The sequence below is a fragment of the Lysinibacillus fusiformis genome (assembly GCF_003049525.1).
In the GTDB taxonomy this organism is placed as follows: Bacteria; Bacillota; Bacilli; order Bacillales_A; family Planococcaceae; genus Lysinibacillus; species Lysinibacillus fusiformis.
Genome location: NZ_PYWL01000012.1, coordinates 41,508 through 55,372, shown reverse-complemented (window position 1 = coordinate 55,372; position 13,865 = coordinate 41,508). Strand labels below are relative to the sequence as shown.

The 13,865-nt window shown below is 34.9% G+C and carries 14 protein-coding genes; 7 read left to right on the top strand and 7 right to left on the bottom strand.

Features of this window, described 5'->3' with window-relative positions:
* Positions 1 to 50: 50 nt before the first annotated feature.
* Positions 51 to 1,130 carry a CdaR family transcriptional regulator gene (locus C9J29_RS19895; protein ID WP_107922675.1) on the top strand — a complete coding sequence of 360 codons (1,080 nt, stop codon included), beginning with the start codon at positions 51 to 53 and terminating at the stop codon, positions 1,128 to 1,130.
* Between the two features lie 39 nt (positions 1,131 to 1,169).
* Here C9J29_RS19895 and C9J29_RS19890 read toward each other — a convergent pair whose 3' ends face one another.
* Positions 1,170 to 2,675 carry a coproporphyrinogen III oxidase gene (locus C9J29_RS19890; protein WP_008173379.1) on the bottom strand — a complete coding sequence of 502 codons (1,506 nt, stop codon included), beginning with the start codon at positions 2,673 to 2,675 and terminating at the stop codon, positions 1,170 to 1,172.
* Positions 2,676 to 2,851: 176 nt separating this feature from the next.
* On the opposite strand from C9J29_RS19890, the gene C9J29_RS19885 reads away from it, so the two are divergent.
* Positions 2,852 to 3,220: a hypothetical protein gene (locus C9J29_RS19885; protein ID WP_090003259.1), complete on the top strand. Its 369-nt coding sequence runs from the start codon at positions 2,852 to 2,854 to the stop codon at positions 3,218 to 3,220.
* 46 nt (positions 3,221 to 3,266) lie between these two features.
* Here C9J29_RS19885 and C9J29_RS19880 read toward each other — a convergent pair whose 3' ends face one another.
* The 4 genes from C9J29_RS19880 to C9J29_RS19865 form a co-directional block, all read right to left on the bottom strand.
* Positions 3,267 to 4,175: a copper amine oxidase N-terminal domain-containing protein gene (locus C9J29_RS19880; protein ID WP_089987039.1), complete on the bottom strand. Its 909-nt coding sequence runs from the start codon at positions 4,173 to 4,175 to the stop codon at positions 3,267 to 3,269.
* A gap of 119 nt (positions 4,176 to 4,294) precedes the next feature.
* A complete protein-coding gene (locus C9J29_RS19875) occupies positions 4,295 to 4,957 on the bottom strand; it encodes a ribonuclease H family protein (protein ID WP_090003258.1) in 663 nt (220 codons plus the stop codon).
* Between the two features lie 130 nt (positions 4,958 to 5,087).
* The gene (locus tag C9J29_RS19870) at positions 5,088 to 5,435 is read right to left on the bottom strand and encodes a YlbF family regulator (RefSeq protein ID WP_008173388.1); all 348 of its coding nucleotides are present in this window, start codon (positions 5,433 to 5,435) and stop codon (positions 5,088 to 5,090) included.
* Positions 5,436 to 5,451: 16 nt separating this feature from the next.
* Complete coding sequence (locus tag C9J29_RS19865) at positions 5,452 to 6,594, bottom strand: DUF445 domain-containing protein (protein WP_107922674.1); 1,143 nt, start codon at positions 6,592 to 6,594, stop codon at positions 5,452 to 5,454.
* Positions 6,595 to 6,783: 189 nt separating this feature from the next.
* Between C9J29_RS19865 and C9J29_RS19860 the strand changes: the two genes are divergently transcribed.
* The 4 genes from C9J29_RS19860 (at position 6,784) to C9J29_RS19845 (ending at position 10,395) form a co-directional block, all read left to right on the top strand.
* On the top strand, positions 6,784 to 6,987 hold the full coding sequence (locus tag C9J29_RS19860; RefSeq protein WP_107922673.1) for a YheE family protein: 204 nt from the start codon (positions 6,784 to 6,786) through the stop codon (positions 6,985 to 6,987).
* Between the two features lie 171 nt (positions 6,988 to 7,158).
* Positions 7,159 to 7,575, top strand: a complete 417-nt coding sequence (locus C9J29_RS19855) for a hypothetical protein (RefSeq protein ID WP_107922672.1) — start codon at positions 7,159 to 7,161, stop codon at positions 7,573 to 7,575.
* A 458-nt stretch (positions 7,576 to 8,033) separates the two neighbouring features.
* Complete coding sequence (locus C9J29_RS19850; RefSeq protein ID WP_170844181.1) at positions 8,034 to 9,353, top strand: hemolysin family protein; 1,320 nt, start codon at positions 8,034 to 8,036, stop codon at positions 9,351 to 9,353.
* 133 nt (positions 9,354 to 9,486) lie between these two features.
* Positions 9,487 to 10,395 (top strand): cation diffusion facilitator family transporter, encoded by a 909-nt coding sequence (locus C9J29_RS19845; RefSeq protein WP_096364792.1) that lies wholly within the window; start codon positions 9,487 to 9,489, stop codon positions 10,393 to 10,395.
* An 18-nt stretch (positions 10,396 to 10,413) separates the two neighbouring features.
* Here the strand turns inward: C9J29_RS19845 and C9J29_RS19840 are convergent, their stop codons facing one another.
* Positions 10,414 to 11,154: a zinc ribbon domain-containing protein gene (locus C9J29_RS19840; protein ID WP_237068884.1), complete on the bottom strand. Its 741-nt coding sequence runs from the start codon at positions 11,152 to 11,154 to the stop codon at positions 10,414 to 10,416.
* 63 nt (positions 11,155 to 11,217) lie between these two features.
* Positions 11,218 to 12,147, bottom strand: a complete 930-nt coding sequence (locus C9J29_RS19835; protein ID WP_107922671.1) for a helix-turn-helix transcriptional regulator — start codon at positions 12,145 to 12,147, stop codon at positions 11,218 to 11,220.
* A gap of 571 nt (positions 12,148 to 12,718) precedes the next feature.
* Here C9J29_RS19835 and C9J29_RS19830 point away from each other — a divergent pair.
* Positions 12,719 to 13,840 (top strand): response regulator, encoded by a 1,122-nt coding sequence (locus C9J29_RS19830; protein ID WP_090003252.1) that lies wholly within the window; start codon positions 12,719 to 12,721, stop codon positions 13,838 to 13,840.
* Positions 13,841 to 13,865 lie beyond the last annotated feature (25 nt).

The window sequence follows — 13,865 nt, the reverse complement described above, 5'->3', positions numbered from 1 at the left end:
ACAATTTATCTGTGCTATAACAGACTGTTTTTTATCCGAGGTGTATAAACATGTTGACAAAAAAATTAGCAGAAGATATCGTACATCAAACAATGTTGCGCTTACGTCACAATATTAATGTCATTAGCCCTACTGGTGTTATTTTAGCCTCTGGAGACAAGATGAGAGTGGAGGATATTCACGAAGGTGCGGTTTATGTAGCACAAACAAAAAATACGTTGATTATTAATGAAGACAATATAGAGTTGTATCCCAATACAAAGCCTGGCATTAATATGCCTATTATGTATCAGGATGAAGTAGTAGGTGTGATTGGTATTACTGGAGATTCAGAAGACATGCTTGAAATCGCCAATCTTGTTCAATTAACGACAGAGATCATGACACATCAAGCACTCGTTGAGTCTAAAAGCGAGTGGCAACGGAAGAATAATGACTACATATTCGAGGCACTCGTTCATGGAAGTAAGCTGGATGCTACGTTAAATAAACGAATTCAGAAATTACCCTTCTCACTAATAGCACCCTTCCAAGTTATTTTAGTGAGTTTACATGAAACATCTTATTTAGAAAATACGATACCCTTCTTTTTTGAGGATTTATTTTATAGACAGCCCATTCTAGCTGGACATAGCCAATTACAGGAGTATTATATACTGCTAACCCATTGTCAGGAACAAAGCCGTCAATCTATCATAAAAGCTCTCAGAAAGAAAAAACAAAAACTACCTTCCTTACAAATTGGTATTGGTCCAGTTATCCAGCAACTTTCACTACTTCCCTATAGCTATCAGGGAGCTAGGACAGCACTCGAATTCGCTAACGTCCATAACGAGATTACCTTTTTTGAGGATGTAGAGTTATTTTCTCTTTTTAAACATCGTGAATCAGAGGAGGTACAAGCTTTTCATCACCGAATCCTTAAAAATATCAATGCAAAACAGCTGGAAACATTACAATCGTTTTTTGATTGTAATTTACAGTTAAAGCTTTGTGCACAGCAACTAAACATTCATCGCCATACACTTACTTATCGATTAAATAAAATAAGAGAGTTAACTGGCTATGATCCACAATATTTTGAAGATGCAGTGATCTTGCAAATGGCTTGTACATTACGAACTCTATAAATAGTAAAGGCAATCTGAATCACTCAGATCGCCTTTATTTTATAGTTTGTATAGCTCATCTAACAACTCGATTTTTTTCCCAATAGCCTCTTCAAAGGTCATAATATATGCTGCAGGATCTTTTGGGTTGTGGAATTGCGTAATTTTTCCTGTTTCAGGATGAACAAATTTAGAAGATGCGCCACAACCAATCCCTAAAATTGTCTGTACCTCTTCCATGATCACAATATTATAAATACTCTCTTCACCTGCTTTACTATAGCCGACATTTTCGAGATTACCTAAAATATTTTTTTGGCGATATAAATAATATGGAACATAGTCATTTTCCTTTGTCCAATCTTGTGCCATTTGCATCATTTCAGCGACCGTATCACGATCCGCTACTTTATATTTATCTTTATTGCGAGTCATTTCAGATGCACGTTTAAATGATAATGTATGGACAGTTAATGATTCAGGCTGCATCTTAGCCGATTCCACTAACGAATGCTGAAATTCCTCAATACCTTCATTTGGTAAACCAATAATGAGGTCCATATTAATATTGTTCATACCGGATTCACGAGCTAGCCAAAATTTATCAATTGTTTCTTGAACTGTATGATGACGACCAATGGCCTTTAACGTTTCATCTGTATAAGATTGTGGATTTACACTAATACGATCAATTCCCCATTTTTTAAGCACTTCTAATTTTTCAGGTGTAATCGTATCTGGTCTTCCTGCTTCAACGGTAACCTCTCGAATTGTTTCAGGGTTCGGGAAGGATTCATACATCGTTTGATATAAGGCGTCCATTTCATCAGCTTCAATGGAAGTCGGTGTACCGCCCCCCCAATAAATAGAGGTGATTTTCATATTATTGTCCTTGAGCCATTTTCCCATTTCACGTAATTCAATATGCAAGCCATCTAAAAATGTATTTACACGACCTTGCTTACGATTACTTCCGATCGCATAGGCTGGGAATGTACAATAGGCACATTTCGTTGGGCAAAATGGAATGCCAATATATACACTAATCTCTTGCCCAATTTGATCAATATCTGGAATGGTTACTAATTGTCGTTCCACGATATCCTTTAAAAGTGCTACCTTCTCCTTAGACAGGCGAAAATCTCGAATTAATAACTCAGCAATTTCTTGATCCCCTTTTCCTTCTTTTCTAAACTTGTGATAAAGCTTAGTCGGACGGACTCCTGTTAGAATCCCCCATTGCTGATGTACCCCTGTATGCTGCTCAAGAACATCTAAGAATACATGGGATAATGCTCGTTTCATTCGAATATTGAGCTCACGACCTGTTGCAGCTGATTCGTATTGGATGCTGTAATCATTTGTATATTGTTGTCCATCTACAGTCAATATCGCTTTTGTAGCTATTGAAAAATTCTCTCCAACGTCGTACGTAAATGAAACCGACATATCAGCTTCCTCCGGCTCCACTCGCAGCTTGGAATCCTCAAAAAATAAATTCGCTATATGATTTAATACGCGAATCCAATCCTCAGGATATTTTTGATCTATGTGAATCATTTTCATATTGTTTCGCTCTCTTCTTTTCTTATTCCATATATATTGCAGATTTTAGTTTAACAAATTTCTATGACTATAAGCAAAGTAACAATAAGAAACATCGAGAAAACAGAATATTCAGTCTACGTGTAGACAAACTATTTTTTTGTCATTATAATTTCTTACAAAAGGTGGTGTTGATAGTGTTTCTTTTAAAAAATAGTAATCGTCCATCCATCTCGAGCTTTATTCATCAAGTAGAAGTAGCATTTCACCATTTTGACTTAGCGCGATGTGATGAAAAAACATTATATGTCACCGTATTATTTAAATATGAAACATATAATGTGATCTGTGACTTTATCTACATCATTGACCAACAAGAAATGTACGGAGCTATTTCTATCAACAAGCACTACGAGAAAGCTAGGGCATTTGTTAAACAGCACTTCCAGCAATTTTTATTGTATTCAGATGAAATGATATTAGCTAAAAATTTTATGAGTACGGTTTCTTTCAAGCAATGCCTGCAGCAATTTGCCAAAAAATATCCTTCCAGAATAGTTTCTTAAAAAATAAAACTAGTATGCCACAAAAGTTGGCATACTAGTTTCAAATTTATTTCAAAAATTCTTCAATGAATTCAACAGGGACATAAGTTTTCGTGTCTTTCAACGTTGGTGCCACTGACAAAGTGCGTAATGATTTGTTATAACCAAACGTTTTATCTCCACGTGTGATTGTATAAGATCCATTGCCCTTTGTTAGGATAACCGTTTTACCTTTTGATTCTACTTTAAAGCCAAGCTTTTCTGCAATGCTACGTAATGGCACCATTGTTGTTTCTTCTACCATATAAAAATCTGTGGCGATGATTTTATTAATTTCCTCATCTACTGGATTCAAAGAACTTTCCGAATTGTCATCTAGAACAATCACTTTCGATGGTGTTGTTTGTGCTGGAATACTCTTAGTGGATGCTGTATAGAAAACAGCTAAATGCTTCTCTGCTAAATCTTTTGACGTTACTTTTTCACCTTTTGCATTAAGTAGTTCCGTTTCTTTACCAATATTTAATTTTAAAATATCATATGTGTTTGTTAAATCCTCAAAGAAATAATCCACTTCTACAAGCCCAACTTCTTTTGAATCTACAATGACAATCTCTGGATTGAATTGCGGTGGGTAGATATATTTTTGTGGTTGATTGGCAAAAGTGTATGCCTCTACTTTATCCCCTTCTTTAAGCTCTACTTTTTTACCCGTATTATCATACACAGGAGTATCTTTTGTAATTTCTAGTACATTTGTTTGCTCTCCGTCTTTAACAGTGTAATATGTAATGTCTTTAGCAACACGAACATCTTCAACTGTTCCATGTGTTTGATTGAAAATGTGTACTGGATCAATTTGGATTTGCGGAACTTCAACTTCATCCTTCTGCTCATTTGCCGAAGCAACAGGTATGACAACACTTCCCATTAATAATGCAGACAAAGCTGCTGGTGCTAATTTTTTCATATACATAACAATCTCTCCTTATTGTTTGGGTTCATAGTAGTAGTAGTTTCAAAATGGAAAAAGTTTCATTACCTATAAAGAATTTAAAAAAAGAGGTGACAGTAACTACCGACACCTCTTTCGATTTATTCTTTTACAAGTTCGCTCAAGCCTGTAATATCTATACCATTTAATGCTTGTGTAGCAAGCCGGTCTGCTTCTGAATTGTCCTTACGAGCGATTAGCTGATAGTCCGGTTGTATAGTAAGTTGTGCTAATTTGGCATCAATCTTATCTGCCCAACCTACTAGATCCTTTTCTAATGCTGCCCATTCCCCACTTAATTGATTGATAACTACTTGGGAGTCTCCTTTAATTTGGACAGGTAGATGATGGACATTTAGTAATTCTAGCTCCACTAAACCTAAATAAAGCGCAGCATACTCTGCTTCATTATTAGATTTAAGTTCGGATGAAAAAGCATTTTTTCTTAAACGATAGGGCTTGCCATTTTGTTCATAGTAAATAGCACATCCAAGCCCTGCCTGTCTTGTCCCACTATCAAAACCTCCATCGAAATAGACAATAATATTATGCGGCTCTGTATCTATTTCTTTTAAATAGGCTTTTAGCTCTTTTAATGTCCAACTTGTATCTTGACGATCTAAACAATGAATGGACTTGACTCTTCCGGTCTTTTCCATATCCTCAGCTAGTAATAGCGCTTGCGCTGCAGGCATTTCTTCAGAACGTAAAACAGTTGTTGCTCCCTTCGGTGTTTTATAGGTCCATTCAATGAATACATGCATAGTTATAACCTCCAATACAATTGACTGGTGTATATAAAGTAAAAACGTGCTCCGGTTAGCGGATACACGTTTTCCTCTTACTTGTATATGTGCAATTTCTCAAACAATTATTCCTTACGATATGGATGATTTATTGAATATCTTCATATAGGCCTTGAATTGGCTTTATTAAAATACGATTCACTTCTTCAATGACTTTACTTAACTTCATTTCTGCCTCAAGCATAGCTGAAATCTTTTCATTTTGCTGCACAAGCTGAGATGCCTTTTGAGCATAAACAAGCTCATCCTCCAATAAATCTTCTCCAGCTAATTGTTTCTTTTGTAATTCAATTTGAATTTTACGGAAGTTTTTAAAGACATTTAACGCCTCTTCATCACTCTTTACAACTTCAACCGCCGCTTGTAAAGCCTCAAACTCTGGAGTCTTACGGAATGTTGCCTCTAGCGCATTAATGTCATTATAAATATTAACCATTTATACAATCTCCTTTTTAAATAAAGTAAACAATTAAACCTTGCACAATTCCAATCAATCCACCAAGAACTGCACCTAATACGGTAATCATTTTAAATTCACGTTTTGAAATACCTAATACAAGTTCCTCTAATTTCTCTACAGGGAAAGAGTCAACCTGCTCACGAACAACTTCTTGTAAATTTAAACGTGTAAGTACATCCTCTAGTTTTTCCTCTGCCTTGACAAAAGCTTTTTCAATCGCCTGTGGGATGACCGAATTTTTCATCCATTCATTTCCTTCAGGCCAATAATAAGAAATTGATTGATTTAAACGTTCAGCGACAGCTAATTGCTCTTTTACATACATTTGTAATTTCGACAAAATTGGATCAAACTGCATGTCTTGTAAAAAGTCCATCGCTGGTCGATCTTTTAATTTTTCCCATTCTTGTGTAAATATTTTTGTTAATAATGTTGACGTACCTGGAGCTTGTAAAAACTTGACGAGCTCACGTTGAACTTTTCCTACAAGGGACGATGAATCACCTAAAAACATATTGATCATACCACCAAATGATCCTTTTGATGATAAGAAATCATCAATCATTGCTTTAATTGTCATTTCACCTTCTGGTGATAAAAAGTAATCCTCGCCTTTTTCTAGTATATGACTGACTGCTACAGGAATCTTGGTATCAAGAGTATCCTGCATATCTGAAGATAGCAGTGTACGAATTGATTTTGTTGATAGTGTATTCTTCACTGATGCAAATTGTCCCTCAACAATCGCTTCAACTTTCTGCTCAATCGTAGCTGGCATATGAGCAAACCCTGCAATATTTAACCAATCTTGAATCGTTTTATCGTTTGTAAAGATGGTTTCCTCTACTTTCGTTTGCACAAACTGTTCAACCTTTTCCTGAATATCCTTCGAGAAAAATTTCTTTCTAAATGTTTCAGGCGTTAATAAATAATTTACAACGGTAAGACCTAGCTGTTTTGCTAATTCATCGCGTCGTTTTGGAATAAGACCAGGTGTAAATGGAACGCGCCAGTTTTTAATATATATTGCGTTATGTGGACGAAAAAGCATTTTAATGGCTAGGTGATTGGTAACGCCTCCGATTGCTGCGCCAATAATTGCCATAAAAAGTAATATCACTAAAAAATTGTCCATTAGTATCCTCTCATTTCAGTTGAATTCACGATTGGCGTTTTATGTCGCCTTCTGCACTTATTATAGCAGAGCAATGATTTCCAACGAAAGAAATACCCCCTTTAGATTTCAGTATAAAAGTGAATAGTTGCAAAATTACCATTATCCTTGAATAATATGAACTACATACTATAGAAATGAGGTTGGATGATGATTCAACATTTCAGTTTTAAGTCATTATTTGAAAATACTCAACTTCCAGGATGGACTGTTTCATTTTTTTATCCGCGTGAACGCTACTCTGCTGAATATTTAAAAGACGGCACTATTCAATGGACAGGACCAACACCACCAAATGAAGAAGATGTTAAAAAAATGATTCATGAGCTAATGCTATTCCATGTGTATGATTAAAAAACATAGTAATTTTTTCGCTTAATTCCCCGATAAAAATACCTATATTTACTATATATAGCACGTCCTTTATGCTAATTATGTTGATACATGTTGAAATTCCTATATATTTCTTATACATTAGGGTTAGCAATTTAATAGTATATGTTTTTTATGCAGGGGGCCATTTCAATGAGTAAAGTCACGCTTTCAGATGACTTAAACAGTTATCAGTCAAAAGCATTAATACGTGTTAAAGTAAAAGAATTTTTTTCAGAATTTTCCGCGAAAATATTCGAACTAGCTGACGAAGCTGGTAAATTAGATCACAAAAAATTTGAAGCCATCTCTGGCATTAATGGCGATTTCTATTACGAATATTGTAGTCAACTTAAAGGTTTCTTTGACTCGTCTGCTAGCACTTTTGGTAAAAAGTCAATTAAAACAATGTACTTTACTTATAACGGTAAAAATTACATTTTGACTCAGCAAGGTATCACAGAAAAAGCACCAATATCTATAGCACCATTTACGGGTAATTTACCTTTGAAAGAATCCTTTCATGATGTAGAGAAGGCATGTTTAAAATTACGTTTCCAACAGGAATAAACTTAGAAGGAGCAGTCACATCAAAGACTGCTCCTTCTAAGTTTTTTCACAAAAAAAGGAAAGTCTCAATTGATGATCGAGTCTCTCCTTTAGCTATTAAAAATAATTCATTTAAAAAAATCCGCAAGTAAAAGCACTCTTGAGATTTTTGACGTGTCGTATTATATAAGATGCAAAATGCTTCTTTCCCTAAACAAACTATCTTTGCTCAATTTAAGTTAGCATATTGCAATCACGTTTACAATCACTTTGCTTTTGAATCTAGCTACTTTTTACATGGATAGAATATGAACATAAAAAGTTGTTGTCAATATTTGTGTTTTTCTATTAAATAATTTATTATTGAAACATCCAACAATTTTTTAAATCATAGGAGGTGTACACTTTGTTTACTTCCCTCATTTGGGCGGGAACAAAGGAATTATTTGGACGGAGACATATTGGAGATAACCATTAGGTTGGCGGCATTCGCCCTACTAATTATAATGACAGGATTTTTCGTTGCAACAGAATTTGCAATCGTTAAAGTGAGAACTACCCGCATTGATCAATTGCTCGCAGAAGGGCATAAGAAGGCGAAAAATGCAAAACGTGTTGTTTCAGATTTAGATGAGTACTTATCTGCATGTCAGTTAGGTATTACCATCACTGCACTTGGTTTAGGTTGGTTAGGTGAACCTACATTTGAAATTATTTTGCACCCAGTGTTTGAATTTCTAAATTTGAATGGTAGTATAACATCTATCCTTTCATTTATAATTGCATTCTCAATCGTAACGTTTATGCATGTTGTTATTGGGGAATTGGCGCCAAAAACATTAGCCATCCAAAAAGCAGAACTTGTCACATTAAACTTTTCTGGCCCATTAATTTTATTCCACAACATTACGTATCCAGTCATAAAGTTATTAAACGGGTCTGCCCGTGGCTTAACTGGCCTTTTTGGCTTAAAAATGATGTCGGAATCAGAAGTAGCTCATACAGAGGAAGAACTACGTATGATTTTATCGGATAGTTTAAAGGGTGGAGAAATAAATAACTCAGAATATGAATATGTAAATAGTATTTTTGAGTTCTCAGATCGTCTTGCAAAGGAAATCATGGTTCCTCGAACAGAGATTGTCGGCATTGAAAAAGAACTGACAATTAAAGAGGTATTTGATTTAATGGGTGTTGAACAATATACTCGTTATCCGATTATTGACGGCGATAAAGACCATATTATTGGTTTAGTTAATATGAAGCATTTATTAACCGCTTACATTAAAGACCCGAAAAATGGGGATAAACCAGTTATTGACTATATGCAACCAATCATTCGAGTGATGGAAACAACGCAAATTAACGATTTATTACTCAAAATTCAACGTGAACGTATTCATATGGCCATTTTAATGGATGAATATGGCGGAACATCTGGTTTAGTGACGATCGAAGATATTATTGAGGAGATTGTCGGCGATATTCAAGATGAATTCGACGAAGATGAAATCCCAGAGGTACAAGAAATAGCAGATAATCATTTTATTTTAGATGCCAAAATGCTTCTTGAAAATGTAAATGATATGCTAGGTACTGACATAGAAGATGATGATATTGATACTATCGGTGGTTGGTTTATGACAAAACGCTTCGATGCAGTCGAAGGAGACAGCATTCAGGAGCAAGGTTATGAATTTATTGCAAAAGAATTAGATGGTCACCATATTTTATACTTAGAAGTTCTGAAGTTACCTGAAAGTGATTTATCAAATGAATTTGACGCTGTTACTGAGTAAGATTCATAAATATGGACTTTTCCTCACACCTTATATAGGTGGGAGTTAATACCGTGATAATAGATATAAACGACTCCCTTTTAAATAGGGGGTCGTTTTCTAATGTCCGAAAATTTTGCGAGGGGGAAACAAAATGGAGCTCTATACAAATTTACGTGAAGGGGAAAAAGGCGCTTGGTTATCCATTGGTACTTATTTAATCTTAAGCTCCATCAAACTAACGATTGGCTATATCGGTACCTCTGAGGCGTTAAAGGCAGATGGTTTAAATAACACCACGGATATTATCGCTTCTATTGCCGTCTTGATTGGCTTACGCATTGCTCAAAGACCGCCCGACTCCAATCATCAATATGGGCATTTGCGTGCTGAGACCATTGCCTCTTTAGTAGCATCATTCATCATGCTTGTTGTTGGTCTCCAGGTTTTAATTAACTCTTTAAAAAGCTTATGGGCACCACCTGGAACAACTCCTTCCCTCTTAACAGCATTTGTAGCAATAGGTAGTGGAGCTGTCATGTATATCGTTTATCGCTATAATTTGGCACTATCAAAAAAAATAAAAAGCTCCGCTGTCAAAGCAGCCGCCTTTGATAATCGCTCAGATGCATTTGTCAGCATCGGCACAGCAATAGGTATTTTTGGTGCAATTTTTGGTTTTCCCATTATCGATTCTCTAACGGCTCTTATCGTTGCCTTTTTAATTATTAAAACAGCAGTAGAAATTTTTTGGGAGGCTGTTCAAAGTCTTACAGATGCATTTGATATCGATGAAGTGGAAACGTTATCAGTCCTAATTCGTAATGTGGACGGTGTGATCGAGCTCTTAGACTTTAAAGGCCGCGCTCACGGTAATATGTATTTTATCGACATAACCGTAACGGTTGACCCCTATTTAAATGTTTTTGACAGTCACCGCATTACTGAAGAAATCGAACGTACCATCTTGCGAGAAAATCGTTTTTGTCAGGTTCTCGTGCATATCGAACCTCATATTGAAATAGTTCCCCCTCCAAACGATGAAAAGTCTCCTACCAATTGATTGGTAAGAGACTTATTTTTATTTAATAGCGATATAAACTTCCACCTGTGCCTCTTGTGGGTTTGCACAACGTTCATCATACAATTCAAAATCACCAGTATATGTTCGTTCTACCTCAGAATTTGCAAACCATGCCCAAATTTCTTGCCATGTTTGGATAACAATCTCCGGCATTTTTCCTTTCTGTGATGTGAATACTAAATATTTGGCTGCTGGAATAGTCTTGATGACTAAATCAGAATGTGCTGTGTTCAATGAGGCTTCTACACCAAGTGTTATGGAATAATTGCCGTTTACATCGGTTTCATAATCTGAATACAAACCGTATACGCTTTGATTATCCAACTTAGATAGTTGGTCAACAATAGTTTGCTCATAAAAATCATGCCATAATTGCGGGATTTTGGCTTGCGCTGTCATTTCATTGGCATTGCTTGTTTCCGTCGAAATTCCTATTATTTGGAATTCCTCTCTTTTTATAATTTTTGGTTCTGACCATTCTTGTTTTCTCCATCTTTTTAAGTTTGGCAAAAAAGATGTAAGCATATGACGGGCCTCGTTTTCAGGCATACCATCTTCCTTTAGATGTGGCACACAAATGTTAATCATTGCTTCAACGGTTAAATCAGGTTGTTTAAAACTCCCCTCCTCATAACAATATGTACAATAGTCTTGATTTTTGTGACCTTCTTTTTCCGTTCCTAATAAAGCCGCATCTGTTAGAGGCATTCCACAGCTTTGACAATAGTTTTGCATCATGTTTGATTCCACCCTTCGCTTTATTTGTCCTTACTATAGCAAAGGAAACCTGACAACTGTCTGTCAACTATTATCTGGATTTTTATATAATTGAACAATTTCCTGCGCACGTTTTTGAAGTATGTCCCTTATGTGTGGTGGTTCAATAACTTTTATGCGATTGCCAAAACTAAGTAAAAAGCCGTACAGCCACTCATCCTCTGGTATAGATATATTAATTTTGGCCTGCTTATGATCAACAAATTCTACTCCAAAGGATTCTTCCACTAATGTCGTCACAGCCATATCAAAACTAATTACTAAATCCACTACGTTTTCTGGCTGATACCATTCTTTCCCCCATGGAAGTTCACTTAAATTAATTTCCCTCCGCTCATAGTGTAGATCTTCTTGCATTAAGTTTTTAATTCTTGCCAATTTAAAGAGACGAAAGTCCATTCTTAACGTGCAATAGCCATATAAATACCATGTCTTCCCTTTTTGAACCAATGTATGCGGTTCAACTACTCGCCTTGTTAACTCTCCATGTGTCGTCGAATAAGTAAAGCTTACACAGTGCCTATTTTCTATAGCACTTTTTAAAATCGTAATATGTTCCTTAAAAAGTATATTTGGCCCCCATGGACTCAGATCTATAAATAGGTGGTCCATCGATTGTTTGACATGATCATCTGCAATACTTGTTAGCTTTTCAAGAACAGCTTCTGCATGAGAATCTTCATAGGTAGTCAAAGCACTTTTAATGGCAATTGTCAGAGATGTAAGCTCATCCTTTGTTAAAATCTGTTTATCCACACGATATCCATCTATCAAGCTAATTCCTCCGTGCACCCCTTGTTGGCTAATAACCGGTACCCCTGCACAGCTAAGTGTTTCAATATCTCTATAAATAGTACGAACCGACACATTAAATACTTCTGCTAATTCTTGTGCGGTAACCTTTTTTCGATTGATTAATATCATTATCATTGTAAGCAGACGCTCTAATTTCATAGCGAAGCCCCTTTCTTCATAGATCTTATTTTTTTCTCAGCAAAATGCATTTTAATTACTATCATCCTATATTTTTAAGTATTTTTTAAGTACTTTTTTAGTTTTATTTAAGACAAATGTACTATAATTACGCCTGATTAATTATTACAATCATTATACTATTTTTACAATATAAGAAAAAATATTACTTTTTAAAGTCGATCTCTTACAGCTTTATGTTCCTACTAAATATAAACTATTTCAATTTTTTATAAGAATAGTTTGATACATAAACGCCTAAACAATTATTTCAATTCTCTTAACACAAATAAATAACTTCTTTCTTCTATATAATGAACGGCGAATACTTTCTAAGAAGGGATTTGGCGTGATGTGACACCCCCACAGGATTACTAACTCTCGCCTGTGGAAGACCTACTATAAATTGCTTTATTTTAGTATCAAATTTTTAATAGAGAAAATTAAGTGATTTTAACTTTTCATGCCCTTCAGTATATATAGAAAGCCTTTTCAACCAAAATGAACTAGAGTTTAATGGTTTTCAATTTAATTGTAAAAAGGAGAGTTTGATGTGATTCGAGCCGTTTTAATAGACAATGAACCTTTAGCTTTACACTATTTTCAAAATAAACTACAAGTATTTCAGCAAATACAAATTATTCAAACCTTTACAAGTGTAGAAGTATTTCTTAATGAGCTACCCTCGATAGAATTTGAGGTTCTATTTTTAGAGGTAAAACTCAAAGAACTTTCTGGACTTGAAGTAGCGGACATTATTAAAACAGAGCGTCCACATGTCAGTGTTGTTTTTATTACTTCCCATCATGAATTTGCTTTACAAGCTTATGAAATTGGTGGACTTGATTATTTATTAAAACCCATCAGCCATGCTCGTTTAGAAAAAACAGTGACTCGTATTGAGCATGAATTTTCTATACAGCAGATGCTTCAACAGGCAACTCAAACGTTATTAAACGTACAATGCTTTGATCAATTTGCTGTTTATAGCAATAAAAGCTTAGTAGCATTTAAAACTGAGAAGACGAAGGAATTATTTGCTTATTTTATTTTGCATCCAAATATTCCTATTCACCGAGATTATTTAATTGAAATTCTTTGGCCAGATTTAGATTATGTAAGAGCCAAATCAAATCTTCATACAGCTTTGTCGTACTTAAGGAAAACATTAAATACGATTGGCTATGAAAACTGTATTGTTTTTTCAAATAAATACTATATCTTTGAAAAACCAAGCCTCGTGTGTGACTTATATGATTTTCAAAAACTTCATGAGGATTTTTCACGATTAGAATTTCCTTCTATTTCTTTAATTCATCAATGTCTAGCAATTTATAAAAATGGTTTATTTGTATTTGATGATTATGAATGGGCAAAAGCCTATAAGGATAGATTAACGAAATCATACATAGAGTTATTAGAAAAAGGGTTCCAAACTACAGTCTTTTCAGATACTGATAAAGCCATAGAATTTTTGCATGCTTTATTAGAATATGATCCCTATAATGAACAAAAACTTGAGCACTATTTATACACATTAATTCAGGCAGGTCTTCATGAGCAGGCGCACAAAATTTTCCTAACGTATAAACAAAAACTAAAAGAGGATTTAGCATTAGCTCCAAGTTCTACTTTATTAGAGATATCAAAAAAGTTGTTTGTGGAAAGTAAATAACCAAACTAAAAACGACGAGCTCCTA

Bases quoted from the DNA above. Each gene is read 5' to 3' on its own strand.
- C9J29_RS19895 (WP_107922675.1), top strand. From the start codon at position 51: ATGTTGACAAAAAAATTAGCAGAAGATATCGTACATCAAACAATGTTG.
- C9J29_RS19890 (WP_008173379.1), bottom strand. From the start codon at position 2,675: ATGAAAATGATTCACATAGATCAAAAATATCCTGAGGATTGGATTCGC.
- C9J29_RS19880 (WP_089987039.1), bottom strand. From the start codon at position 4,175: ATGTATATGAAAAAATTAGCACCAGCAGCTTTGTCTGCATTATTAATG.
- C9J29_RS19875 (WP_090003258.1), bottom strand. From the start codon at position 4,957: ATGCATGTATTCATTGAATGGACCTATAAAACACCGAAGGGAGCAACA.
- C9J29_RS19870 (WP_008173388.1), bottom strand. From the start codon at position 5,435: ATGGTTAATATTTATAATGACATTAATGCGCTAGAGGCAACATTCCGT.
- C9J29_RS19865 (WP_107922674.1), bottom strand. From the start codon at position 6,594: ATGGACAATTTTTTAGTGATATTACTTTTTATGGCAATTATTGGCGCA.
- C9J29_RS19860 (WP_107922673.1), top strand. From the start codon at position 6,784: ATGATTCAACATTTCAGTTTTAAGTCATTATTTGAAAATACTCAACTT.
- C9J29_RS19855 (WP_107922672.1), top strand. From the start codon at position 7,159: ATGAGTAAAGTCACGCTTTCAGATGACTTAAACAGTTATCAGTCAAAA.
- C9J29_RS19845 (WP_096364792.1), top strand. From the start codon at position 9,487: ATGGAGCTCTATACAAATTTACGTGAAGGGGAAAAAGGCGCTTGGTTA.
- C9J29_RS19840 (WP_237068884.1), bottom strand. From the start codon at position 11,154: ATGATGCAAAACTATTGTCAAAGCTGTGGAATGCCTCTAACAGATGCG.
- C9J29_RS19835 (WP_107922671.1), bottom strand. From the start codon at position 12,147: ATGAAATTAGAGCGTCTGCTTACAATGATAATGATATTAATCAATCGA.